Below are 23,731 nucleotides of genomic sequence, written 5' to 3'. Positions count from 1 at the left end.
CATGACGGCAATTAACTCTGTTGGCGCAGCGGGCGCAGTGGCGCTGGTGGGCGCCGGGCCCGGTGCCGCCGATTTACTGACCCTGCGCGCGCTGAAGCTGATACAGCAAGCCGGCGCGGTAGTGTATGACCGGCTGGTAAGCGAAGAGGTGTTGGCGCTTATTCCGCCCGGCTGTCTGTGCTTTGATGTTGGTAAAAGCCGCGGCCGCCACAGTGTGTCGCAGGCAGAGATCGGCGCCTTATTGGTACAACTGGCGCAGCAGGGCTTAAAAGTAGTGCGGTTAAAAGGCGGCGACCCGGCGATTTTCGGCCGTTTAGCTGAAGAGCTGGATGCGCTGGATAGCGCCGGCATTCGCTGGCAGATTGTGCCCGGCATCAGCGCGGCCTCCGGCTGTGCCGCAGCCACCGGCATACCATTGACTGAACGTGGTATTGCCCAACAACTGCGTTTTATCAGCGCGGTGGATAAAGACTGCAATACGGCGCAAGATTGGGCCAGCCTGGCCAGGCCCGGCCAAACGCTGGTATTTTATATGGGGCTAAGTGCACTGAGTGAAATAAGTCAACAGCTGATAGCACATGGCCTGGCCCCCGACTGGCCGCTGCTGTTGGTGGAAAACGGCAGCCGGCCAGCGCAGCGTCAGTTATTAACCACGCTGGCAGAAGCTGCTACTGCGGCCCAGCATATGGCCCTGCAGTCACCATGCTTGATACTGGTTGGCGAGGTGGTATTGCGCCAGCGTCAACTCGTTCCGCTGATGGCCCGGCTAAAGCAGCAGGTTGGATTTTTAGCGGCGTGAAGTAACGTAGTTAACGTTATTTGGCCGGCAAATAGCTGCATGTAAAAGTGTCCATATTGATGGCGCCAGTGCTTCCATGCATGGCGCTTTGGTTAATACCCGTGTTGTTATTGGCAACTGCCACAGCATATCTGGCGGTCGTCATTCTTTGCTGCTGAGGTGGGTTGTACAAACAAAATATGGTTTTCCAGCAAAATATGCTGCATTAAATCTTCTTTCAACTCTTTTAAGCCAATATACAAAGCGGTCCAGGTGTTGCAGGCATCCGCCGGCAAGGTGATGTTATTGGTCAGTTGCTCAAGTTTGTCCAGTGCATCACCATGCTGCAGGTGCTCTTCCTCCATCACACTGATAGGTCCGGCCGGATAAATACCGCCGGCCAGCATCGGAAACAGAATTTGCTCTTCTTTCATCATATGGCTCTCCAGCTCCTGGTACATGTCACCTAAATGATCGGCCAGGCCTGTCGGGCAGTTGGGGTCCAACGCATGTACATGCTCCACTCTGCGGGCTAACCGACACAGTTCAGGTAACTGCTGGCGGTGCCGCTGATGAAAGCGGGTCAAAATATGGTTTATCAGCTGCTTTACCGGCACTGTGCGCCAATCGATATGTTCAGTAGGGTGCTGCTGTAAGGTCTGTAGTGCAGTGACGATATCGTCTGCCGGCAATTGCCGTTTGGCCAGGGCTTCACGCAGGCTAAGTTGACCACCACAACAAAAATCCAGTTTGTATTGATGAAATACGGCGCTGGCGCCGGCAACTGAGGTGGCGATTTGACCTAAAGATTGATCCAGTAATGACATAGGTACTCCTGATTACGTAATTAAGATACCGGGTAAAGACGCCCGTCTGCTGATAAATGGCAAGAGTCAGGCCAAAACTACCACCTTTGATTTATATGGCTTTATTTGCGGCTATGGTAAATTGAACCCAGCCAAAACAGGGTCAAAACAACCCAAGGGTAATAACCACCATGTTGGAAGAAAGTTTGATTGCAGATTTGGTCACAGATCTGCCGGCTGCCGTGCGTTTGCAGCGCTTGGTCAGTACCTTACGTAATCATTTCGGTTGTGGCGCGGTAGGGTTGCTTAAAATTGAACACGAGGTATTAAAGCCGGTAGCCCTACACGGTTTGGTGCGCGAAGCGCTTGGGCGTCGCTTTGTGGTGAGCCAGCATCCGCGGCTGGCTGCTATTTTGGCCAGTCGTAATCCGGTACGGTTTGAGCCTGACTGTGGCTTGCCTGACCCTTACGATGGTTTGTTGGCAGAACAGCCGGGACAGGCGTTACCTGTGCACGATTGTATGGGGATAGCCTTATATATTGAAGGCTGTTGCTGGGGCGTATTAACACTGGATGCGCTGGAAGCCGGCAGTTTCTCATCTGCCGCCGTGTATGAGCTGCAGCGTTATAGCTTGCTGGTGGAAGCGGCAGTGCGCACCACTGAGCTGGAACAAGCTAACAGGGCATTGCGGCTTAATCATCAGGCCGATGAGCAACAGTTTGAACCGGCCGCCAAGTTGCGCTATGAGCTGATTGGTCAGAGCAAAGTGCTGCAGCAAATTTTGCAGGAACTTACCGTTGTGGCAAATTCTGACTTACCGGTATTACTTTTGGGCGAAACCGGGGTAGGTAAGGAGCTGTTTGCCCGGCATTTGCATCGTAGTTCAGTCAGGGCCGGAAAACCGATGATTTACCTCAATTGTGCAGCCTTGCCGGAAAGCCTGGCGGAAAGCGAATTATTTGGCCACAACAAGGGCGCTTACTCCGGGGCGCACAGTGAACGGGCCGGACGGTTTGAAGCAGCTGATGGTGGTACCTTATTTCTCGACGAAGTAGGTGAGCTACCGTTATCGGTGCAGGCTAAACTGCTACGGGTACTACAAAATGGTGAAATTCAACGGTTGGGCTCGGATAAAACACGGCAGGTTAATGTGCGCCTGGTTGCCGCTACTAACCGTGACTTGAAACAGCAGGTAAAAAGCGGTGAGTTCCGCGCAGACTTGTATCACCGCCTGTCGGTTTATCCGCTACCTATACCGCCACTGCGCGAGCGGCGTGACGATATTCCGCTGTTGGCCGGTCATTTTTTAGAACTTAACCGCAGCCGGCTGGGGTTAAGGGCTTTGCGTTTAGCGCCGGATGCTGAGTTGGCACTGCTAAGCTACGACTGGCCCGGCAATGTGCGCGAGCTGGAGCATGTTATCAGCCGGGCAGCAATTAAGGCATTAAGCCAGGGGGCGGCACGCAGCGACATTGTAACGCTGGGCGCAGAGCTATTGGATATTGACAGCGTGGCACCCGCGCAGAATCATATTGTGCTTAACAGCCCGCTGCTGCAAGATACGGCCATTACGCTTAAGCAAGCCGTTAGCCAACTGCAACGGCAGATGATCCAACAGGCGTTAACGCAGCATGCCGGCAGTTGGTCACAGGCGGCACGACAGCTGGAGCTGGACCCAAGCAACCTGCATAAGCTGGCACAGCGGTTAGGGCTGAAATAATGTGGCATATCACTAAGCTGTTTTTTTGGCGGCTATTAGCTTTGGTTAGTTTAATTCTGGGTTTGATAGGTATTCCTTTGCCGGGTTTGCCAACGGTACCCTTTATTCTGCTAAGTGCCTGGTCAGCCGGCAAAGGTTGGCCGGCATTAGAGCAGTGGTTGCTGGCACATTCGCGGTTGGGGCCGCCGGTAGCAGCCTGGCGCGCGCATGGCATAGTGCCCCGGCGTGCCAAGTATTTGGCCTGTATCATGATGACACTAAGCGCCATACTCATTCAGTTTTCAGCCGTGCCGATGTTACTCAAGCTAATGTTACCGCTATTTCTGTTATTGGTAGCATGCTGGTTATGGCGCAGGCCTGAACAAATAACGCAGGATAACACGCATGACAAAACCGTTTAGCTCCCGGCCGTTGGGGCAACAGCAGGCGATGCGCTACAGCCGCCAGCTTATGTTGCCGGCACTGGATTTCAGTGGCCAGGAGGCCTTACTGGCTGGTAAGGTGCTGCTGGTTGGTATGGGCGGGCTTGGCTGTGCAGCCGCACCTTATTTGGTGGCCAGCGGTATCGGCAGTATTACTCTGGCAGATGATGACACTATTGACCGGAGTAACTTACAGCGGCAGATCCTGTATCGCGAGGCTGATATCGGCCAGAGTAAAGCCGGGCAAGCGGCAGCAGGCTTGCGTCAGTTAAATTCTGAAATTGAGATAAATGCTTTACAGCAGCGCTTAACTGCTGATGACTTAGCGCAGCTGGTGCCGCAATTCTCACTGGTACTGGACTGCAGCGACAACCTCGTCACCCGCAATGCCATCAACGCTGCCTGTGTTAAAGCCAAAGTAGCGCTGGTCTCCGGCGCCGCTATTCGTTTTGAAGGCCAGGTTGCCAGCTTTAGTATGCAAGGCGACGGCGCCTGTTATCACTGTTTAAGCCAACTGTTTGGCGAGCAGCAGTTAAGCTGTATGGAAGCCGGTATTTTAAGCCCGGTAGTGGGTGTCATCGGTACTATGCAGGCGCTGGAGGCAGTAAAAATTCTCGCCGGTGTCGGCACACCGCTGTATGGCAAGTTACAGCTGTTTGATGGTTTAACCAGCCAATGGCGCCGGTTTAACCTGGCTAAAGATGCAGGCTGTAGTGTATGTGGCAACCAGAGCCAAGATAACGCTGTATAGCCGCTGACAAACTCAAAACATGGATTGAGATGAAACTACAACGATTGATAAAACCGATAGCCAAATTGGCTGGCCTGCCTGGTATTTTTCTGGCCCTTTGTGCAGCGCCGGCTTTGGCTGACATTGTGTATGTAGTGCGCCATGCTGAAAAACACGCCGTTGACAAAGATCCTGCGCTCACTGCCTGTGGTCAGGCACGCGCAGAAGCATTGGCGACCAGCCTGGCCGGCGTTAAATTGGCCGCCGTTTACGCTACGCCCTATCAGCGCACACAGCAAACTGCCGCTGCAGTGGCTAAACAGCAGCAGCTTGATATAACGCAGTACGATCCACGTCAGCCAGAGGTTTTGCTATCGCAGTTAAGGGCGCAAATCTCGCCGGTATTAGTGGTAGGGCACAGCAATACGGTGCCTGAGTTAGTGACGCAGTTAAGCGATATCGCCATGGCCGCGCTGACAGAGCAAGACTATGACTTGTTATATCAGGTTAAGCTGACCCCACCGGTCAGTGTCAGCATCAGCAGGCAGAGTTTCCGCTGCAAACAGGTGGAATAAGGCTGCTGAGCATTTTTACTGTATGCGCAGCGTGATCCGCCTGTTTAATGCCACTTAACTTGTCTTAGTTGGCAGGATGTCGCTATGCACCATTTGCAGCAGTTTATAGGCATCGCCTAACCTGCAGTTTTCATGGTCGCGTTTTTTATAGCCCAGTGTGGTCAGTTCTATATGCCAGGTGGGCACTACGTCTACTGTGGCCAGGGTTTGTTTAACGCAATTAAGCGGGCAGCCGTCTACCGCCAGTATTGGCCGGCCGGACCGGGCCACTTTTACCAGTTGCTTTACCTTACCGCCGACACCGGCAATACAAGACATTTGTGCCGAGCCTTCGCGGTCGAGCACCACAGCTAAATCGTTGGCAAGTTGCGCCACGTTAGAGCAGCCGGAGCAAGAGTATACCAGTGGCTTGTTATCGTAATCGGTGTTCATGCTGCGTTCCGTCGTTGTCAGACTGTTCGCACAGTGTAAAAGCCGTGACAGTTAGCGGTTTGATATAAATCAAAGCCGCCGCAGCCTTACCCCTTCAGAGGTAACAGCGCAAACGGCCTGTTCTGCTCGGTGTTTCGGTTACAACGCCTTCAGAGCTTGTCACAGCAACTCCTTCGCTGCTGGCGTGCTCAGTCAGACACTCTGTGACAACTCTTCAGGGTTCTAACCTTCACAGTAGTACTCGGCGCTTGTTCAACCCGGCCGGCCATCTGGCCTGGGTGTGGTTAGCACCGGAAAATACACCAGCACGTAAAGTATGTAAGCCAGCACCCAGCCGCCGACACCGAGCCAGAGCCATTGCATGGTTTGCGCCGGCCATAGCCAGATTAGCAGCGTACGGCTAACTGCGGCGGCCAGTACCAGTAAAAATGCCAGCGACATTATAGCTTTAGGTTTTAGCAGCCGGCCACTGTGGCCCAGCGACACCCGTGCCATCATGCTTAAGATCATGCTGCCCATGGCACCGGCGGTTAACGCATGCAGTGCTATGCTATTGCTGATATTTACCCCGGCATAACGTGCGCTGTATAGCGCTAACCCCAGCGGGATACACCAGTACGCCAGATGCAGCGACCACAGCAGTGGCACTTTAACCGTAAGCCAGATTTTCCAGCGCAGGCAGCGCAGGGCGGTGAGCAGGGCACTTAATGCAAATAAGCTGCTGATAGCCAGTGGCGGCAGGTATTTGCTCAGGGCAAAAAAGTGCAGTACAAAGATCAGCCACAAGGATGCCAGCGCCGCGCGATCCAGCCAGACAATGGCTTCAACCTTTTTCGTTTGGGTACCGTTGGCGGTAAACATCGGCAGCACCCGGCCACCGACAATCGCCATCAACAAGGTAATTACCCACACCGCGTTCTGGCTGCCAAGCTGGGTTAAGTCGTAACGCTGGGTGGCGACGCCGATATACATCAGCGCGTTGCAGGCGGTTAGTAACAGCAACACCGGAATAAAAAACAGGTTGCGCTGTTGGCCGGTTTTAATCAGCGGTACGGCAAGCAGATAAGCGCATACCGGCAAAAAGCTTAAATCAACGGCCGCCACCAGATATAGCGATAAACCGTCACCGAACAATAACAGCAAGCGGCCAGCCAGCCACAGCAGGCTGATAAATAATAAACTTTTGCCATGCGGCGCGCGTAGCCCGGTCCAGTTTTGCACTGCGGTGAGTAAAAAACCGATAACGATAGCGCTGACAAAACCAAGCAGCATTTCATGGCTGTGCCAAAACAGCACATTAGCAAAGGGTTTTAGCTGAATATGGCCGGCCAGCGTCAGGCCCCATAACAGCATCGCGATGGCACTAAAGGCGGCGCCGAATAAAAACATCGGCCGAAACGCCTGGCGCAATAGCGGCAACAGCTTTTGTTCAGTCGCCAGATCGGTTATTTGCATGGTTTATCCTCAGCTTCAATAGCCATATCGTCATCAAGTAGAAAGTTATCTGCGCGCGCTGCCGCCAGCTTTTGCTGGTACTGGGCCGCCTGATTGGCAAAAAACATGGTGATCATACACAGCGCCAGTACGCCGTATAAAATCATAAAACAGCCGGTGACTATACCCAGCACATCCTGCGCCACGCCAAATAAAATGGGCAGGGTGCAGCCGCCTAAGGCGCCAATGGCAGCAACAAAGCCACCGGCACTGCCCATATGCTGTGGGTAGTAATCGTGAATAACCTTATACACACTGGCGCGGCCAAAGCCCTGCGCCACGCCGATAATAAAAATCAGTAAGGTAAACCACCAGACATTAAGGCCAATTTCCAGCTGTACGTCTTTTTCCACGCCATGAATAATCAGGGTGGTAGGCGGGTAGCTTAAAAAAAACAGACAAACAATACAGACCCAGAACACGCTCCAGTTTACGGCGCGGCCACCGTAGCGATCGGCGAACCAGCCGCCCAGCGCCCGCACCATGGATGAGGTAGCAACAAAAAACAGCGTAAACGCCATCGCCTGCTGCGCATCCATGGCATAGGCCTGCATATAGTATTGCGGCAGCCATAATAGCAGCGCTAAAAAACTGCCAAACACAAAGTAGTAGTACAGCGAAAAACGCCAGATACGGGCGTCACTGCACAGCTGACGCAGACTAAGAGCGCGCTGTGTTTGCGCTAACGGTAGTGGCTCTTTTGGTGCCAGTAAGGCAAACAGCAGGCTGATGATCAGCATACCGCCGGCATAAAAAGGCCCAACCCATGTCCAGCCAGCGTAATGTACCGCCAGCGGCACCAGCACAAAGGTAATGGCTACCCCGGCATTGCCGACACCAAATAAGCCCAAAGCACGGCCCTGGCGGCTGGACGCAAACCACTGGCTGACATAGCGCACGCCCAACGTAAAAGACACACCGCTAATGCCAAACCAGAGCCCAAGCCACAAATAGCCGCTGTAGCTCTGTACCGATGGCAGCAGTAATAGTGCCGGGATCACCGCCAGCATCTGATATAGCCATAGTGTCCGGCTACTAACGCGGTCGGCCAGTATACCCAGTGGCAAGCGCAAAATAGCCCCGCTTAATATCGGTGCCGCCAGCAAAATGCCGTACCCGGTGGCGCTAAGAGCAAGCTGTTGCTGCAGCGCTATGCCCATCGCAGCGTACAGTGTCCATACCGAAAAACAGGCGGCAAAGGCCAGCGTGGCCAGCAGTAGTGCCCGGTTGGCATCGGGTAAGGTGGCTTGTATCAGCGTAGTCGGGGCAGGTTGTGCCATAGCAAAAACATCCGCTAATCAGGGGTTGGCATTAGTGTAACGCTAAAGCTATCGCTGCAGGCAGCAACGTAGGCGTACCTCTGACGCGCCAGTCAGCAGCGCATGACGTCGCCGCCTACCTATAAGGGAGTATCAGTGCTGGTATTGCCAATGCCTGCAGCCCTGAGTTGACATACCACTATGTTGGTATCTTTTTGTTTTGATTGGCAAAACCGCCTGTCAGGCTTTGTTTTATATCAATGATTTTGCCGTTAAGCCTCTCTACACTGGGCGCAGTTAATCTGTTAATCCTGTGGAGGATGTTATGGCTGGTCCTGCTTTAGCACAACAAAGCGGCAGTGGGTTAAACCTGCTTAATTTTGCCGAACAAAAAATAAAAATGCTGCACCTGACCTGGTTTGCTTTCTTTTTAACCTTTGTGATCTGGTTTGCCCATGCGCCCTTGCTTATTCATATTAAACAGGCGTTGGCACTGACTGATGCACAGGTTAAAGCGCTGCTGATTTTAAACGTAGCGATAACCATACCGGCGCGCATCGTTGTTGGCATGCTGGTAGACCGTTATGGTCCGCGCATTATGTATTCGTTGCTGCTGTTTATCTCGGCGCTGCTATGTATTGGGTTTGCTTTCGCGCAAACTTATGACGCGCTGGCGTTGTTCCGCTTTTTACTCGGTTTTGTCGGTGCCGGCTTTGTGGTGGGGATCAGGCTGGTCGGCGAGTGGTTTCCGCACCATCAGGTCGGTACCGCTGAAGGCATTTACGGCGGCTGGGGTAATTTTGGCTCAGCCGCTGCGGCCATGACGCTACCGGCATTGGCGCTGGCTTATGGCGGCGCTGACGGCTGGCGTTATGCCATTGGTACCGTTGGCGTGATTAGTGCAGTTTATTCGCTGGTGTTCTATAAGTTTGCCCGCAATACGCCCAAAGGCTCAGTGTATTTTAAACCGAAAAAAACCGGCGCCATGGTGGTCTCCAGCTGGGGGGCGCTATGGGGGCTTATTCTGATGAATATTCCTATGCATCTGGCACTGGGCATGTTGGCCTGGCGCTTATCGCCGGCCGGCGTAAACCTGTTTACTACCGATATGATGTATGCACTTTGGGGCGTGTTATTGCTGCTGTTTATTGTGCAGACCCAGCAAACCTGGCGTATTAACGTTGAGCATTTACGGGCCGGTGTGTCGGAGAATGATAAGTACAGCTTTAAACAGGTCGGTATTTTAAATATTGCTTACTTTGCTACCTTTGGCTCTGAGTTGGCGGTGGTATCGATGTTGCCGCTGTATTTTCTTGAGACCTTTGAGGGCATTAGTGCGGTGAAAGCCGGTTTACTGGCGTCGGGGTTTGCTTTTATGAACCTGGTGTCGCGTCCAATGGGCGGCTGGTTTTCCGATAAATTTGGCCGGCGCAAAAGCATGCTAATTTTAATTGGTGGTTTAGCAGCCGGTTACTTCTTAATGGGTCTGATGGACAGCCATTGGTGGATCCCGCTGGCCGTGCTGGCAACCATGGCCTGTAGTTTCTTTGTGCAGGCTGGCGAGGGCGCGGTGTTTGCCATAGTGCCGCTGATTAAACGCAGCATGACCGGGCAAATTGCCGGCATGGCAGGGGCTTACGGTAATGTCGGCGCTGTGGTGTACTTAACGGTATTAAGTTACGTTAGCTACAGTATGTTCTTTTATGTCATTGCCGCTTCGGCGCTGGTGGGGCTGGTGGCGGTGATGTTTTTGGATGACCCCAAAGGCCATATCACTGAAGTGGGCGAGGATGGCACTGTGCATCGGATTAATGTTGGTTAATGGCTAAAAAGGAGTGACAGGTGAGCACACCCGGGCTGCAACTACGCTACAGCAGTATCTGTGAAGCCGGCATCAAGCCGGCCAACGAAGATGCGGTTGCGCAGCATATCCCCTCAGATCCGCACCTGTTAACCTACAAAGGCGCCTGCTTTGCTCTGGCCGATGGCGTAAGTACCGCCGAAGCCGGCCAGCAGGCCAGTAGCCGGGCGGTAAGCCGGTTTTGCCGCGAATACAGCCAGACGCCGGATAGCTGGTCGGTAGCCTACAGCGCCCAGCAGCTGCTGGCGACCATTAATAATGAGCTGTACGAGCTAAGCCATCAGTTTGTGCACGAACAAAAAGGCTATCTCACCACCTTTATCGCGCTGGTGTTGAAATCACAAACAGCGCACTTTTTTCATATCGGCGACAGCCGGCTCTACCACTGGCGCGATGGCGTGTTGGTGCAGCTTAGTCAGGATCACACTACGGTGTTATCCGGGCAGCGCCAGTTTCTTGGCCGCGCACTGGGTATGGATGCGCACGTTGAGCTGCAGCAGGGCAGTATCAGTATCAAAACCGGCGACCGCTTTTTGTTGTGCTCAGATGGTATCTCTGACTTTATCAGTGTTGATGAACTGCAGCGTCAGTTATCAGCCGCCACCGATCTGGATGCAACCGCTGCGCAGTTAACTAAACAGGCGTTAGCTCAGGGTAGTGATGATAATCTCAGCCTGATTTTGCTGGAAATAACCGCACTGCCAGAGCAAAGCCTGGATGATCTAAATCAGCACTTAACTGCGCTGCCGTTTCCGCCGGCGTTAAGCCCTGGCATGAAACTGGATGGCTATAAGGTGCTGCAGGAGCTGTTTGCCAGCAGCCGCAGCCATTTGTATCTGGTGGAAGATGAAGACAGCGGGGCTAAGCTGGTGCTTAAGTGCCCGTCACTGAATTTTGATGATGATGCGCTCTATATCGACCGCTTTATCCGCGAAGAGTGGATAGGCCTGCGTATCGAATCAGACTACGTGGTTAAGGTGGTGCGGCAAAGCCGGCCGCGCACCTTTTTGTATTATGTAATGGAATACCTGCCGGGCCGGAGCTTAGAGCAATGGTTTGAGCGCCAGCCCAAGCCGTTAAAACCGGCGCTGGCAATTAAGTTGGTCAAACAAATAGCTGAAGGTTTAAAAGCCTTTCACCGCATGGGCGCTATTCATCAGGATTTAAAACCGGGCAATATTATTTACCTGGATGACGGCAGCTTAAAAATTGTCGATTTTGGCTCAGTGTTTGTCGCCGGTTTAGCTGAAATTTACAGCCCGCTGCAGCATGATGCGGCGCTTGGCACCGCAGCCTATTCTGATCCGCATTATTTGCTGGGGCATAATTCCGGCGTGCAGGGCGACATTTATGCGCTGGCCACTATTGCCTACGAGCTGTTCAGTGGTGGCCACTTACCTTACGGCAATGCAGTAGAGGAATGCCGCACCGCTGCCGATTACGACAAGCTGCGTTATCTTAACGCCAGCCAGTTTAACCCGGTTATTCCAACCTGGTTTGACCGCGCCCTGCAACAGGGCGTCAGCCTGGATTTATCGCAGCGCTATCAGAGCATCAACCAGCTACTAACCGACTTACAGCAGCCCAATCCGGCGTTTTTACACGAAGAAGTCAAGCAGCAGCATAAAACCAACCCGCTGCTGTTCTGGCAACTGTTGTCCGGCTTTTGGTTTATTACCTTATTGCTGGTGGTGTGGTTGTTTTTGCTTAGGCGCTAACATGGCTGATAGCGAAGACCGGCTTGCTCTAAGACAACCGTTGCAGGCCAGGATGGCCGAATCGAGCCCCCAGGGATGGGTTCACGGCGTGTTGTCGTGAGCAAACCGGTTGAAGCCTGACACCAAAGCTGGATATCAGCTTTTAGGCCGGAACGCTTTAATCACCGCTTCATTGCACTGCAGATAAGGTCCGTCCATTAGATCTATGCAGTAAGGCACCGCCGGAAATACCGCATCTAAACACTGACGAATGGCTTTGGGTTTACCCGGCAGGTTAATAATTAAACTGCTGCCACGCAGGCCGGCGGTCTGGCGCGACAATATTGCCGTGGGAACATATTTCAGCGATTCAGTGCGCATTAACTCGCCAAAGCCGGGCATCATGCGGTCGCACACCGCTTCGGTGGCCTCGGGCGTAACGTCGCGTTTTGCCGGGCCGGTGCCGCCGGTGGTAACAATTAAACAGCAGCCTTGTGCGTCGGCCAGTTCACGTAGTATTTGCTCAATTAACGGCTGCTCGTCCGGGATCAGCCGGTATTCGGCCTGCCAGTCACTGGTTAAGTAGTCTTTTAGCGTATCGATGATCGCCTTGCCGGATAAATCTTCATATACCCCGGCACTGGCGCGGTCGCTTACGGTAACTATGCCGATTTTGGTTAATGTTTGTGCCATCTACGCTCCAAATGTTACATCCTTAGCCACTCAAAACTCAACCCTCAACCCGCCACCATACCGGCCAGATTCAGCCAGTAGCCGTTACTGTCGGTAGCCGGCAGCGGCTGCGGCGCTGTGCCGTTAATATTGGCTTTAAATTTCGCTAACCAGTCAAAGGTGCCGCTTAGCTGTGGGCTTAACCGTACTATATCCACCTGGCCCTGCATAGTGTTTAGCTGGTTAACCAGGTTATAGCGCTGGCCAGACTGGGTTTGAATACCGTTTAACACAAACACCGAACTGCCGTCCTGGCTCTTCACCTCGCGTCCCTGTGGGTAGTTAATACAGCACAGCTCACACTGATCTTTACTGCGGTTTTCCGAACGGGCAGTAAAGCAGCGACCGCTCCAGGCCAATGGCAAATGACCAAAGCCAAATACCTCAGTGCTAAAGCAGTCGCGGATATCAGCAATAATGCTCTGGTTTAACACCTCGCTAAGCCACTGGCCGGATAACTCTACCGGCATGACCCAGCGCGTTAAGCCCATGCTGACTAAGCGGCGCAGCGTATGTTGGTTGTAGCAATTAATGGCAGCACCGGCGACAAAGGGCAGGCCCTGTTGCTGCAGCATGCTAATGGCGCCAACATCATTGGCTTCAACTAAAAACTCGCCGTTATCAACATATTTGCGTAGTTCGCGCAGTTCACCCGGTGCTTCATACAAGGTCATCGATGATAAACACACCTGTTTACCGGCCTCACGCAACATGTGGGCAACAGCAATATAGTCGTCAAATTTAAGCTCGCGCCTTTTACTGCACACGGTTTCGCCTAAGTAAACAATATCTATGTCACTGTCGGCTGCTTCGCGGTAAAACGTCAGCATCTGTGCTTTGGGCCAAAAGTACAGTACCGGCCCCAGAGAAAATTTCATCAGCTTATTTCCATTTACGATGATAGGCGCCCAGCGTGGTCTGGCTGCCCTCAGACAACGTCGCCAACACCTGTTGCCACTGTGGCTGCACGTTAAAACGCTCTGGCGTGGCCATAACCGCATCGATGGCGGCACGCCAGACTTGGGTAATTTGCGCGACATAGGCCGGGCTGCGCTGGCGGCCTTCTATTTTTAATGACTTAATGCCCTCGGCGTACAGTTGTGGCAGCAAATCCAGCGTATTTAAGCTGGTGGGCTCTTCCAGTGCATGGTAGGTGTCGCTGCCCACAGTAAAGCGGCCTTTGCATAGAGTGGGGTAGCCGGCGGTTTCGTTTGGTGCAAAGCGGTCAATTAAAATGCCGTTTAAACGCGACTCCAGCGTGCCGTTATTGTCCTGCCAGTTGACAAACGCTGCCGGCGAGCAGGCACCCGCGGTATTGGGCGACTGCCCGGTCATATAAGAGCTTAAATAACAGCGGCCTTCGGCCATAATGCACAGGCTGCCAAAAGCGAACACTTCCAGGTCGATATCGCAACTGTGAGCCAGCGCCCGCACTTGCTGCATCGATAATACCCGCGGTAGTACCACCCGGCTGATATTGAACTGGCGGTAAAAATCAATTGCTGCTGCATTGGTCGCTGACGCCTGCACTGACAAATGCCGTTCCAGTTTCGGGTAGCGCGCCGCAGCATAATCCAGCACGGCAATATCGGCCAGAATAAGCACATCGGCGCCGGCATCGGCGGCCATATCCACCGCTTGTTGCCAGCGCTGGTAGCTGTTTGGGTGGGCAAAGGTATTGATGGCTACATGCAGTTTTTTACCGTGTTGGTGCACATAACGGGCCGCGTCTTTTAACTTAGCTTCGTCAAAATTCAAGCCGGCAAAATGACGGGCATTGGTATCATCTTTTAAACCGATATAAACGGCATCGGCGCCATGTTCAATAGCGGCCTTTAGTGCCGGCATACTGCCGGCAGGGCAGAGCAGCTCCATAATGGTCTTCCGCGTTAGTTTAGCGTTTATCACTACCTCCGACAGGGAATAGCCGGTGGCGGCGTACTGTGGTTTTATTATAGGGTGATAACTAACTGTAAGGCTTGTATATGTTTGATATTAAAAGAGTTAACTCTAATTTGGTAGCGTCACTACCTACAATGCTGCGTGGCCTTACCCGCTATGCGCCCAAGGCGGCTCAGGCTGGCGTGTTACAGTTGGCGCTAAACCAATTCTTCCGCCCTGAACTTAAAACCGGCGAGCTGAATTTTTTAACGGCTAAGACGCTGGTGGTGCAGGTTAGCGATATTGCACTGCAGTTTGCCATCAGCCTGAACGGTGACAAGCTAAGGGTGCAGTTAGCCAGCGCAGAGCAGGATTTACTGCTAAAGGCAGAGCTGGCCGACTTTGTGGCTATGATCAGCAATACGGCCGATCCGGATACGTTATTTTTTCGCCGCCGGCTGCAAATGCTCGGTGATACCGAGCTTGGCTTGTACTGCAAAAACCTGCTGGACAGCATAGGGTCAGAGCGTTTACCGCTATTTTGTCATCGCGGTTTAAACTGGCTGGCGCAGCAGCAGGCCGCGACAGAAACAGCAGCGCACTAGCCTGCGATAGATCAAAGTGAAGCAGACAGGGGCCATTATAATGACGCTCTGCCAGCAAAGCGCAATAACAGAGGTAAAGATGCAAACGATTAAATGGGACCCGGCATTAATCAGTAAATACAATATTAATGGCCCGCGTTATACCTCTTACCCCACTGCACTGGCGCTGAGTACTGACTTTGACCACGGGCTGATCCGCGGTGCTATCAGCCAAAGCCCGGACCAGCTTAGTTTGTACCTGCATATCCCGTTCTGTCATAAGCTGTGTTACTACTGCGGTTGTAATAAGGTGCTCACCCGCCATCAGCATAAAGCCGATACTTATCTCGACGCGCTGGCTGATGAAATGGCGTTATATGCGCCTTTGCTGGACACTAAGCGCATTAACCAACTGCATTTAGGTGGCGGTACGCCAACTTTTTTAACGGAGGTACAACTTAGCCGCTTAATGGCGCTATTGCATAAGTTTTTTACTATTAATGCTGATGCCGAAATCAGCATTGAAATAGACCCGCGCAGCTGCAGCGACGATAAGCTGAGGCATTTGCGCACGCTGGGTTTTAACCGTGTTAGTTATGGCGTGCAGGATTTAGATGAAAAAGTGCAAATTGCCATTAACCGGGTGCAAGATACTGACCTTATTCGCCATCAGGTGCAGTTAAGCCGTGAGCTCGGCTTTAGCTCGATTAATCTCGACCTTCTCTACGGCTTACCCTTTCAACAGCCGGCCAGTTTTGCCGAAACCGTCGATGAAATTATCCGCCTTAATCCCGATCGGATCTCGTTATTTAGCTATGCCCATATTCCGGAGCGTTTTGCCGCCCAGCGCAAAATAAGCGATGCCAGCCTGCCGGATGCGCCACTAAAGCTGGAATTAATGCAACTGGCAATTAATCGTTTTGTCGCGGCCGGTTATCAGTTTATTGGTATGGACCACTTTGCCCGGCCGGATGACGCCCTGGCCAAAGCACAACAAGCCGGTAAGCTGCAGCGCAATTTTCAGGGCTATACCACTGCCGGCCAGGATGCGTTAATTGGCCTTGGCGTATCCAGCATCAGCCAGGTAAGCGGCGTGCTGTGGCAAAACAGTAAAGAGCTGCCGGCCTATTATGCCGCGATAAATAAGGCTCAGCGCCCCACTGAACGCGGCTTTAGTTTAAATAGCGACGATAAACTGCGCGCTGCCTTAATCAGCCAGCTTATCTGTCACTTCGAACTGGATACAGAGACATTTAGCCGGCAATGGCGTATTCAGGGTTTTTGGCAATACTTCGCCGGGGCGCTGGAGCGCTTACAGCCCTTTATGGAAGACGGCCTGGTTGAGGTATACGCAGAGCGCATTAAAGTCACCAACGCTGGCCGGTTGTGGGTACGCAGCATCTGTGCCTGTTTTGATGCCTATTTAACTCAGGGCCAGCAGCGTTATTCAAAGGTGGTGTAATGCTGTAGGGGCGCCCGTTCAGTAATGAAAATGGGCGCCCCAATATTCGTTAATATAAGGCCACTAACTCGCCGGCTTTATCAAAGGTAAGAAAATCGGCAATCATGCCGCCCTGAATTTTCTCCATCATCATCTTAAGCGGCTGTGTCGCTTCATCGCTGTTCGGCGGGAAGCCACCGCGACCGCCCAGTGCCGAAACAAAGGCAATATCCCAGTCAACACCGGTGGTTTTTGATTCACTCACCAGATTTGCAAAATCGCTGACCTCGTCCGGCAATTTATCAACACACAATACCGGTGCTAAAGCACCGCCCTGGCCTTGCTCAAAGTTGTTTTTCTGCGTATCGGTATAGCCGTTTGGCAGCTCTGCTTTGGCAAACACAAACAGCAAACGTTGCGGCTCGTCCTGCATGGCCGCAGCCTGGATTAAGTCGGAGTAAGATTCAATATTCATAGCAATAGCCCGGTAAGAATTTAAGCCAGTTTAGCAAGCTGGCACCGGCGGTTATATACGCTATATTGGTGTGGCAATTACCCCAAATGAGGTAGCCACCTTTGCCTGCTTAGTGTTTGGGTGGTTTTTACCTAAAATAGTGGTGATTTTCACCCTGAGGCCGTTTTATGACATACTTTATTCGTAACCTGTCTATCAGTCGTAAACTGATGTTATTACTGTTATTGCCAGCGTTAGCCGCACTCTGGTTGGCGCTAAATCGATTTGGCGCTAGCTGGCAGCAGGTGAGTGAAGCGGAGCATGTTAGCCAGGCTATCGAGGTGTCAGCCACAACCAATGCCTTAGTGGCAACCTTACAAGCTGAGCGCGGTGCCTCTGGTGTATATCTGGCCAGTTCAGGTAAGCGCTTTAGTGAACGAATGTTACAGTTACGCTTGCAAAGCGATCAGCGCTTAACGGCTTTTAATGCTCTGCAGATGCCTGAACTTAGCGCACTGCAACAACAGCTTGGCCAGCTAAACGATTTACGCCGGCAGGTTGACCAGCAAAGCGTCAACAATGCTGCCTCAGCAGAGCGTTATACGGCATTAATTACCGCCATGATAGCGCAGAACCATCAGCTGGAGGCGGCACTAACGCATCGGGATATGGCGCGGCAACTGGCGACACTAAACCAGTTTATAGAAATGAAAGAGCGTGCCGGACGTGAGCGCGCTATTTTAGGCTTAGTGTTTAGCCGAGGCAGTTTTAACAGTGAACTATTGGCCCGCTTTAGCAATAATTTAGGCGCTTACAATGCGTTTGCCGAAAACTTTTTACGTATGGTCAGCCCACAGCAGCAAAGCACCTGGCGCACCCTCAGCCAGCATAACAGTTTTGTTGAAGTTTCCCGCTTGCAGCAATTGGCGTTTAATACCGCATTAGGTGAGCCGCTCAATGTCGATGATGGCCAGTGGTTTGACCTTGCTACCAGTCGTTTGGCACAGATGGCAGAATTTGAAACCGCACTAAAAACCGATATTATCGGCTCTGCTGAGCAGCTGCAGCAGCAGTCTGTTCGTCAGTTGTGGCTATTAGCCGCGGCGATTGTCGTTATCAGTGCCGTGCTGGCTCTTGTTGCGGGTATTACCATGCGCAGCATCTCGGCGGCGGTACGCAGTATTGAGAGCACCATAACCGCACTGGCACAGCGCAACCTTACCGCGCGCTGCCACTATAAAAGTAAAGATGAATTTGGTCGTATAGCCGACAGTACCAACAGTATGGCGCAGCAGTTACAGCAGGTTATTCAGGAAATTGGCGGCGCTACCGGGCAGGTCGCTACCGCAGCTGAGCAATCTTCGGCGGTAACGCTGCAAACCAGCAAAGGTGTGCAGCAGCAACAGCAGGATACTGAGATGGTGGCCACTGCTATGCATGAAATGAGCGCGACGGTGCGCGATGTTGCCGCCAGTACGGCAGAGGCGGCAGAGCTATCGGAAACGGTGCAGTCGGGCGCCGCACAAGGGCAAAACAGGCTGGAGCAGACCATAGCGCTTATTCAGCAATTATCTACTCAGGTGGAAAGTACGGCGAAAGTTATCGAGAAAGTAAAATATGATAGCGACGCTATTACCTCGGTGCTGGATGTTATTCGTGGCATTGCCGAGCAAACCAATTTACTGGCGTTAAATGCGGCGATAGAAGCTGCCCGTGCCGGTGATGCTGGTCGTGGTTTTGCCGTAGTGGCCGATGAGGTACGCACCCTGGCACAGCGCACCGCAAAGTCTACAACGGATATTCAGCGTATGATAGAAGGCCTGCAGCAAGGCGCCAATCAGGCGACAGACGCAATGCGCACCAGCTTAAGCCAAGCGCAGGAGGGGCGCGATAAAGTAGCACAAACCGGTGATATTCTGGCGCAGGTGTTACAGGGAATTAATGGCATTAATGATAAGAATATGCAGATCGCATCAGCTGCTGAGCAGCAAGCTGCAGTCGCTGATGAGATAAACCAGAAAATTCTTAATATTAGTGACGTAGCGGTACAAACCAGTGCTGGCGCCGAACAAACCGCCAGCACCAGCCGTGAGCTGTCGCGGTTAGCAGAGCAATTACAACAACTGGTAGCGCGGTTTACTCTGGCCTGATATTTCAAGCCAGTTTGGCATTGAATAAGGCGGCAATAAGATCCGATTGGGTGATCACTCCGACCAGCTGTTGCTGATCGTTTAGTACAGGTATATGGTGCAGGCCCTGATCAGATAACATCGGCACCAGCGCGGCGATATGGTCATCTTCATGTGCAACGCTAAGTTTGCTGACCATAATCTCGGCCACTTTGCGTTTGTACTGCTTATTGTGGCGGTTTTTCAGCAGTAGCTGATTAACATGGCGTAGCAAGCCCCAGTAGTGCGGTACCTGCAGGTTTTTCAGAAAATCGACCGTCGACACTACGCCCAGCAGTTGCTGCTGGCTATCTGTTACCGGCAGCATACTTATTTTGTGTTTGCGCAGTAGCTGCCAGGCCGCCGCCACGGCGCTGTTGGGACCAATGGTGATCAAGTCACGTGACATAATGTCGCTACAGCGAATTTCGCCGCTTTTGCGCTGATAAGCATGCAGTTGTGCCTGGTGATATAAGCGTTCTAAATCTTGCTCGCTAATATCGACTACGGTATCAAAGCTGTTGAGTGCACTGAGCAAATCGTCTGGCTGCAGGCCCAGCCGCTTCAGCGGTGAGGCGTCTTTGTGCAAATGTACCGGGTCAAATTTCTGTGCGGTTGGTTGCAGGCCGCGTTTTAACCAGAACTTTTGCAGCACTATGGCCACCAGCAGCATGATAAACACATTAAGCGCTACCGGGTAGAGCAAAAAGTCATAACCCAATACGCTGTCGGTGGAGGCAATCACCGGTACCAGCGCGGTGGCGCCACCCGGCGGGTGCATACACTCAAAGATGTACATTACAAACAGCACGCAGCCAATAGTTACCGCGGCCATCAGTGCTAAGTCAGTAAACAAGTGCGAGCAAATAAGGCCCACGGTAGCCGAGATAAGATGGCCGGCGGCAAATGACCAGGGCCGTGCCAGTGGGCTGTTGGGTAAACCAAATAACAATACTGACGAGGCGCCCATTGAGGCCAGCAACACTATAGTGCTGGCGGCATCAGCCAGCTGCAGGCTGGTGTAGGTAACAATAAATAGCGCGATAAAGGCAGCCACTGCTACCTTTAGCCTTTCGGTCAGTGGTATGGCCGACAAACGCTGGCTGTCGTGTTTAATAAGGCCCAGTTGTGCCAGCACGGCACTTAACAGGTTTTTTGCTTGGCGTTGCAAGGTTAAATCCGATATTTGCACCAAAGGAGGGCAAGTATAAGCAGTTAGCAGAAAAAAAGACACCCGGATGTCTGCGGCTGAATGACGTTGACAACTAGTCGGCAGCTAAAATTTTATTGCGGATAAGGCTGCGTTTAACACTTAAACACAATTTACCGAAACGTCTTAGCTCATCAAACTTGGGAATACGGCCATTTTTTATTGCGTGCTCCCAAAACGATACTTCAGCGTCAACCATCTCCAGCAGTTTTTTTGGGCAACCCTGACAGTCGGTGTTGGTAATGCCACAGACAAAGGTGGCCGGCTCATAAAGCGGTAGGGTGGCTTTAACCTCAACCAGCAGTTGCTGCATTGCGGTTTTCAGATCAGGTTTAGTTGACATAATACTAACCTCTGGTTACGGCAACCGGACTAATTGTACGGCTTTGTTCCCCACGTGACGATGATACAAAATGGGTATGTCAGCAAGGCATTAACAAGTAAGACACCGCAGCCGTGCTACGGTGTCTTTAATTAACAGAAGTATTAGCTTAGCTGCTGCAGTGGCTGCCGGGCGGCTTTGCTGTCAAACACGCCTTTTACCACCTGCCAGCTTACTGCTAAAGCGCCGATGATAAAGATCACATCGCCAACTGTGCGTACCCAGCGTAGCGTATGTAAAATGTCGCTTTGCATAAAGGCTTCACTGCGGGCATACCATAAGCCTTCAGTAGCACTGGCGTAAAACTGGATAAAACCGATAGGCAGTAAGCTGGTAAACAGCATTAATACCAGGCCGCCGTTCATCCACCAAAAGGCGGTTTTCATCAGTTTTTCATCAAACACCAGCTGTGGCCGGATATAGCGCAGAATGAGCAAACAAAAGCCCAGCGCCAGGAAGCCATAGACACCAAACAGCGCAGCATGAGCATGGGTTGGCGTGGTGTTTAAGCCTTGCAGGTAATACAGCGCAATGGGTGGGTTAATCATAAAGCCAAACACGCCGGCGCCAAGCATATTCCAAAATGCTACCGCGACGAAAAACATCAATGGCCATTTAATATCACCCATCCACGGTGCTTTGTTTTTTAAGCGCCAGTTTTCCCAGGCTTCATAGCCCAGCACGACCAGCGGTACCACTTCCAGGGCACTAAAAGTGGCGCCAACCGCCATCACCGGCGTGGTGGTGCCGGAGAAATACAAGTGGTGGAAGGTACCCGGTATACCACCGAGCATAAACAGTGAGGCTGACGCTAAGCTGGCACTGGTTGCCACAGTGCGTGATATCAGCCCCATGCTGTGGAAGATAAACGCCAGCGATACGGTAGCAAATACTTCAAAGAAGCCCTCTACCCACAGGTGGACTACCCACCAGCGCCAGTACTCCATCACCGATAAATGCGTACGTTCACCGTAAAACAGGCCGGCACCGTAGAATAAGCCAACACAGATTACTGAGGCGGCAAACAGCGCCAGCAGGTTTTTATCACCCGGGGCTTTAAAGGCCGGCACTATGGCCCGCAGCATTAACAGTAACCAAAACAGTACGCCAACGTATTTAATAATTTGCCAGAACCGGCCAATATCAATGTACTCGTAACCCTGATGGCCAAACCAAAAGCTGTATTGCTCTGGCATAATTTGCATAATGGCAAAGTAATTACCGGCAAAAGAACCGGCCACCAGCACCACTAAGGCCCAGAACAGGATATCGACGCCGAGTTTTTGGAACTTCGGATCTTTGCCGCCGTTAATAATCGGCGCTAAGAATAAGCCTGCCGCTAAAAAGCCGGTGGCGATCCAGAACATCGCGGCCTGAATATGCCAGGTACGTGCCAGGCTGTATGGCAGCCATTCGGTGGTATTTAAACCATAAAAACCATCGCCTTCTACCGTGTAATGCGCGGTAAAACCGCCCAGCATCACCTGCAGGGTAAACAAGGCGACCACTACCAGAATATATTTACCTAATGATTTTTGTGACGGCGTAAGTTTAAGCCGGGCAATAGGATCCAACTTAGGCGGTGCGGGCTCTTCTTCATCGTGTTTGCGTAAAAATGCCCAGCCCCAGATCAGGCCACCGACACCGGCGATCAGTAAAATAATACTCACCAAAGACCAAATCAGGTTCTCAGCGGTAGGTCGGTTGTCTATCAGTGGCTCGTGTGGCCAGTTATTGGTGTAAGTGGCGCTATCCGGAGTGCGCTCTGTGCTGGCTGCCCAGGCGGTCCAGAAGAAAAACTGCGTCATTTCCTGCCGGCGGCTTAACGACGGCAAGGTATTGTTTTTCATCGCGTAGTTGGCGCGGGTTTGCGCCAACTCAGTATCATCACCAAATAAGGCGATGTAGTGCTCAGCCGTTTGTGCTATCGCTTGAGCCCGTCTGTCGCTCAGCAGCAAGGTGTCAGTGGTTTTATCATAGCTGTTAGTGCGGTAGGCCTGCTTTAACGCAAACTGCAGCGCATTTTGTTGCGCTGCGTTTAGTTCAGTGTAGCCCTGACCAAATTCATCTTGCGCTGCCAGTTCCAGCCAGGCCATTAACTCGCGGTGCAGCCAGTCTGCCGTCCAGTCCGGTGCCTGATAAGCACCGTGGCCCCAGATAGAGCCCAGCTGCATACCACCGACCGATTGCCAGGCAGTCTGGCCGTTTAAGATGGTCTCGTTAGTCATCAGTACTTGCCCTTGCTGATCAACTACCTTGGCCGGGATTGGCGGCGCTGAGCGGTACACCTCAGCGCCAAAATAGCCCAGCACCGAAAAGGTAATGGCTAAAATGGCAATTAACAGCCACCAGAGTTTACGATATCCGGCCATACAGCCCCCTTAAATTATTGTTGTTGCGCCCAAGTGTCATACATCACTCCTGTTTTTTTATTGCACGGGCCTTGCCCGCCTGCAACGTTATTACAAGAACCAAGCCATATTTTAAGTTGTTGTTTTTGATTGATTAAATTCTGTTTCTGTCAGCGGTAGGGTGCTTTTAACCTAAAGAGGGTCGGGTGTTATTGACCCACGGGGTAAAAAATACCCAGCAGGGTGTAGGCATTGGTGCTTTCTACCTATTTAGCGATATAGGCACAGCGGCCAAGTTGCTTTAAGGTGACGCGCATAAACACGCCAGAGGTGAGGCCAATGGAATATTATTTACCAGTAAAACAATTACATATGTTTTGTGCTTATTTAAGTGCCGGTTTGTTTATTGCCCGCTTATTATTGGATATGGCGGGTAAACCGGGTTGGCGCTTAAGCCCGGTGCGGTATTTGCCGCATATTAATGACACCTTACTGCTAACGCTGGCCTTTACGCTGCTGGCTATCGGCCCCTGGCAGCCCTTTGTGCACCAGTGGCTGGGGTTTAAAATTTTACTGTTGCTGGGTTATATCGCCTTTGGTATTGGCGCGTTAAAACAGCGCTTGTCCGCGCCTATGCGCACATTGTGCGCCGCATTGGCGCTGGCACAATTGGCCGGTATTTTTTACCTGGCACGGTTTAAGCCGCTGTTGTTTGTTTGATGTCTGCATCGGTTTTGTAGGGGCGCCCATTCT

General features: G+C 52.1%; 22 protein-coding genes. 11 read left to right on the top strand and 11 right to left on the bottom strand.

The window, feature by feature from the left end; all coding sequences use genetic code 11:
* Position 1 precedes the first annotated feature (1 nt).
* On the top strand, positions 2–799 hold the full coding sequence (gene cobA, locus HRH59_RS05875) for a uroporphyrinogen-III C-methyltransferase (protein ID WP_173500336.1): 798 nt from the start codon (positions 2–4) through the stop codon (positions 797–799).
* A gap of 107 nt (positions 800–906) precedes the next feature.
* Here the strand turns inward: cobA and ytfE are convergent, their stop codons facing one another.
* Entirely contained in the window at positions 907–1,605 is a 699-nt protein-coding gene (gene ytfE / locus HRH59_RS05870; RefSeq protein WP_173500335.1) for an iron-sulfur cluster repair protein YtfE, read from the bottom strand.
* 170 nt (positions 1,606–1,775) lie between these two features.
* On the opposite strand from ytfE, the gene norR reads away from it, so the two are divergent.
* From norR to HRH59_RS05850, 4 genes are read left to right on the top strand one after another with little or no spacing between them, the layout of a single operon-like run.
* Positions 1,776–3,305 (top strand): nitric oxide reductase transcriptional regulator NorR, encoded by a 1,530-nt coding sequence (norR, locus tag HRH59_RS05865; RefSeq protein ID WP_173500334.1) that lies wholly within the window; start codon positions 1,776–1,778, stop codon positions 3,303–3,305.
* The gene (locus HRH59_RS05860) at positions 3,305–3,706 is read left to right on the top strand and encodes a YbaN family protein (protein ID WP_173500333.1); all 402 of its coding nucleotides are present in this window, start codon (positions 3,305–3,307) and stop codon (positions 3,704–3,706) included. Before norR ends, HRH59_RS05860 begins: the two co-directional genes overlap by 1 nt.
* On the top strand, positions 3,690–4,478 hold the full coding sequence (locus HRH59_RS05855; RefSeq protein WP_173500332.1) for a HesA/MoeB/ThiF family protein: 789 nt from the start codon (positions 3,690–3,692) through the stop codon (positions 4,476–4,478). The genes HRH59_RS05860 and HRH59_RS05855 overlap by 17 nt, the downstream gene beginning before the upstream one ends.
* Before the next feature lie 29 nt (positions 4,479–4,507).
* Entirely contained in the window at positions 4,508–5,032 is a 525-nt protein-coding gene (locus HRH59_RS05850) for a SixA phosphatase family protein (RefSeq protein ID WP_173500331.1), read from the top strand.
* Positions 5,033–5,086: 54 nt separating this feature from the next.
* Here the strand turns inward: HRH59_RS05850 and HRH59_RS05845 are convergent, their stop codons facing one another.
* The 3 genes from HRH59_RS05845 to HRH59_RS05835 all read right to left on the bottom strand — a co-directional run bounded on the left by HRH59_RS05845 (position 5,087) and on the right by HRH59_RS05835 (position 8,238).
* Complete coding sequence (locus HRH59_RS05845) at positions 5,087–5,464, bottom strand: putative zinc-binding protein (RefSeq protein ID WP_173500330.1); 378 nt, start codon at positions 5,462–5,464, stop codon at positions 5,087–5,089.
* A 252-nt stretch (positions 5,465–5,716) separates the two neighbouring features.
* The gene (locus HRH59_RS05840; protein WP_173500329.1) at positions 5,717–6,919 is read right to left on the bottom strand and encodes an NnrS family protein; all 1,203 of its coding nucleotides are present in this window, start codon (positions 6,917–6,919) and stop codon (positions 5,717–5,719) included.
* On the bottom strand, positions 6,910–8,238 hold the full coding sequence (locus HRH59_RS05835; RefSeq protein WP_178089479.1) for an MFS transporter: 1,329 nt from the start codon (positions 8,236–8,238) through the stop codon (positions 6,910–6,912). Before HRH59_RS05835 ends, HRH59_RS05840 begins: the two co-directional genes overlap by 10 nt.
* 304 nt (positions 8,239–8,542) lie before the next feature.
* Here HRH59_RS05835 and HRH59_RS05830 point away from each other — a divergent pair, with 304 nt between their 5' ends.
* Both HRH59_RS05830 and HRH59_RS05825 read left to right on the top strand, forming a co-directional pair.
* The gene (locus HRH59_RS05830) at positions 8,543–10,039 is read left to right on the top strand and encodes a NarK family nitrate/nitrite MFS transporter (protein WP_173500328.1); all 1,497 of its coding nucleotides are present in this window, start codon (positions 8,543–8,545) and stop codon (positions 10,037–10,039) included.
* A 20-nt stretch (positions 10,040–10,059) separates the two neighbouring features.
* On the top strand, positions 10,060–11,796 hold the full coding sequence (locus HRH59_RS05825; RefSeq protein ID WP_173500327.1) for a protein kinase domain-containing protein: 1,737 nt from the start codon (positions 10,060–10,062) through the stop codon (positions 11,794–11,796).
* A gap of 135 nt (positions 11,797–11,931) precedes the next feature.
* Here the strand turns inward: HRH59_RS05825 and mog are convergent, their stop codons facing one another.
* The 3 genes from mog to ubiU are packed head-to-tail and all read right to left on the bottom strand — an operon-like array spanning position 11,932 to position 14,382.
* Positions 11,932–12,468, bottom strand: coding sequence for a molybdopterin adenylyltransferase (mog, locus tag HRH59_RS05820; protein ID WP_173500326.1), 537 nt, complete (start codon positions 12,466–12,468; stop codon positions 11,932–11,934).
* 44 nt (positions 12,469–12,512) lie between these two features.
* Positions 12,513–13,385, bottom strand: a complete 873-nt coding sequence (locus tag HRH59_RS05815; protein ID WP_173500325.1) for a U32 family peptidase — start codon at positions 13,383–13,385, stop codon at positions 12,513–12,515.
* 4 nt (positions 13,386–13,389) lie between these two features.
* On the bottom strand, positions 13,390–14,382 hold the full coding sequence (gene ubiU / locus HRH59_RS05810; protein WP_173500324.1) for a ubiquinone anaerobic biosynthesis protein UbiU: 993 nt from the start codon (positions 14,380–14,382) through the stop codon (positions 13,390–13,392).
* A 110-nt stretch (positions 14,383–14,492) separates the two neighbouring features.
* Here ubiU and ubiT point away from each other — a divergent pair, with 110 nt between their 5' ends.
* On the top strand, positions 14,493–14,993 hold the full coding sequence (gene ubiT / locus HRH59_RS05805) for a ubiquinone anaerobic biosynthesis accessory factor UbiT (RefSeq protein ID WP_173500323.1): 501 nt from the start codon (positions 14,493–14,495) through the stop codon (positions 14,991–14,993).
* A gap of 79 nt (positions 14,994–15,072) precedes the next feature.
* Positions 15,073–16,434 carry an oxygen-independent coproporphyrinogen III oxidase gene (hemN, locus tag HRH59_RS05800; protein WP_173500322.1) on the top strand — a complete coding sequence of 454 codons (1,362 nt, stop codon included), beginning with the start codon at positions 15,073–15,075 and terminating at the stop codon, positions 16,432–16,434.
* 49 nt (positions 16,435–16,483) lie between these two features.
* On the opposite strand, the gene HRH59_RS05795 is transcribed toward hemN, so the two are convergent.
* On the bottom strand, positions 16,484–16,888 hold the full coding sequence (locus HRH59_RS05795; protein WP_173500321.1) for a ribonucleotide reductase subunit alpha: 405 nt from the start codon (positions 16,886–16,888) through the stop codon (positions 16,484–16,486).
* Between the two features lie 167 nt (positions 16,889–17,055).
* On the opposite strand from HRH59_RS05795, the gene HRH59_RS05790 reads away from it, so the two are divergent.
* Positions 17,056–19,017 (top strand): methyl-accepting chemotaxis protein, encoded by a 1,962-nt coding sequence (locus tag HRH59_RS05790; protein WP_173500320.1) that lies wholly within the window; start codon positions 17,056–17,058, stop codon positions 19,015–19,017.
* A 4-nt stretch (positions 19,018–19,021) separates the two neighbouring features.
* Here HRH59_RS05790 and HRH59_RS05785 read toward each other — a convergent pair whose 3' ends face one another.
* From HRH59_RS05785 to HRH59_RS05775, 3 genes are all read right to left on the bottom strand, one after another.
* Positions 19,022–20,206 (bottom strand): HPP family protein, encoded by a 1,185-nt coding sequence (locus HRH59_RS05785; protein WP_231702406.1) that lies wholly within the window; start codon positions 20,204–20,206, stop codon positions 19,022–19,024.
* A 94-nt stretch (positions 20,207–20,300) separates the two neighbouring features.
* Positions 20,301–20,588 (bottom strand): hypothetical protein, encoded by a 288-nt coding sequence (locus tag HRH59_RS05780; protein ID WP_173500318.1) that lies wholly within the window; start codon positions 20,586–20,588, stop codon positions 20,301–20,303.
* 143 nt (positions 20,589–20,731) lie between these two features.
* Entirely contained in the window at positions 20,732–22,999 is a 2,268-nt protein-coding gene (locus HRH59_RS05775; RefSeq protein ID WP_173500317.1) for a nitric-oxide reductase large subunit, read from the bottom strand.
* Positions 23,000–23,317: 318 nt separating this feature from the next.
* Between HRH59_RS05775 and HRH59_RS05770 the strand changes: the two genes are divergently transcribed.
* Entirely contained in the window at positions 23,318–23,698 is a 381-nt protein-coding gene (locus HRH59_RS05770; protein WP_173500316.1) for a SirB2 family protein, read from the top strand.
* Positions 23,699–23,731 lie beyond the last annotated feature (33 nt).

This window comes from Rheinheimera lutimaris, from assembly GCF_013283795.1.
Lineage (GTDB): Bacteria > Pseudomonadota > Gammaproteobacteria > Enterobacterales > Alteromonadaceae > Alishewanella > Alishewanella lutimaris.
The sequence above is the reverse complement of the archived record's forward strand: the minus strand, read 5'-3'. Positions and strand labels throughout refer to the sequence as shown.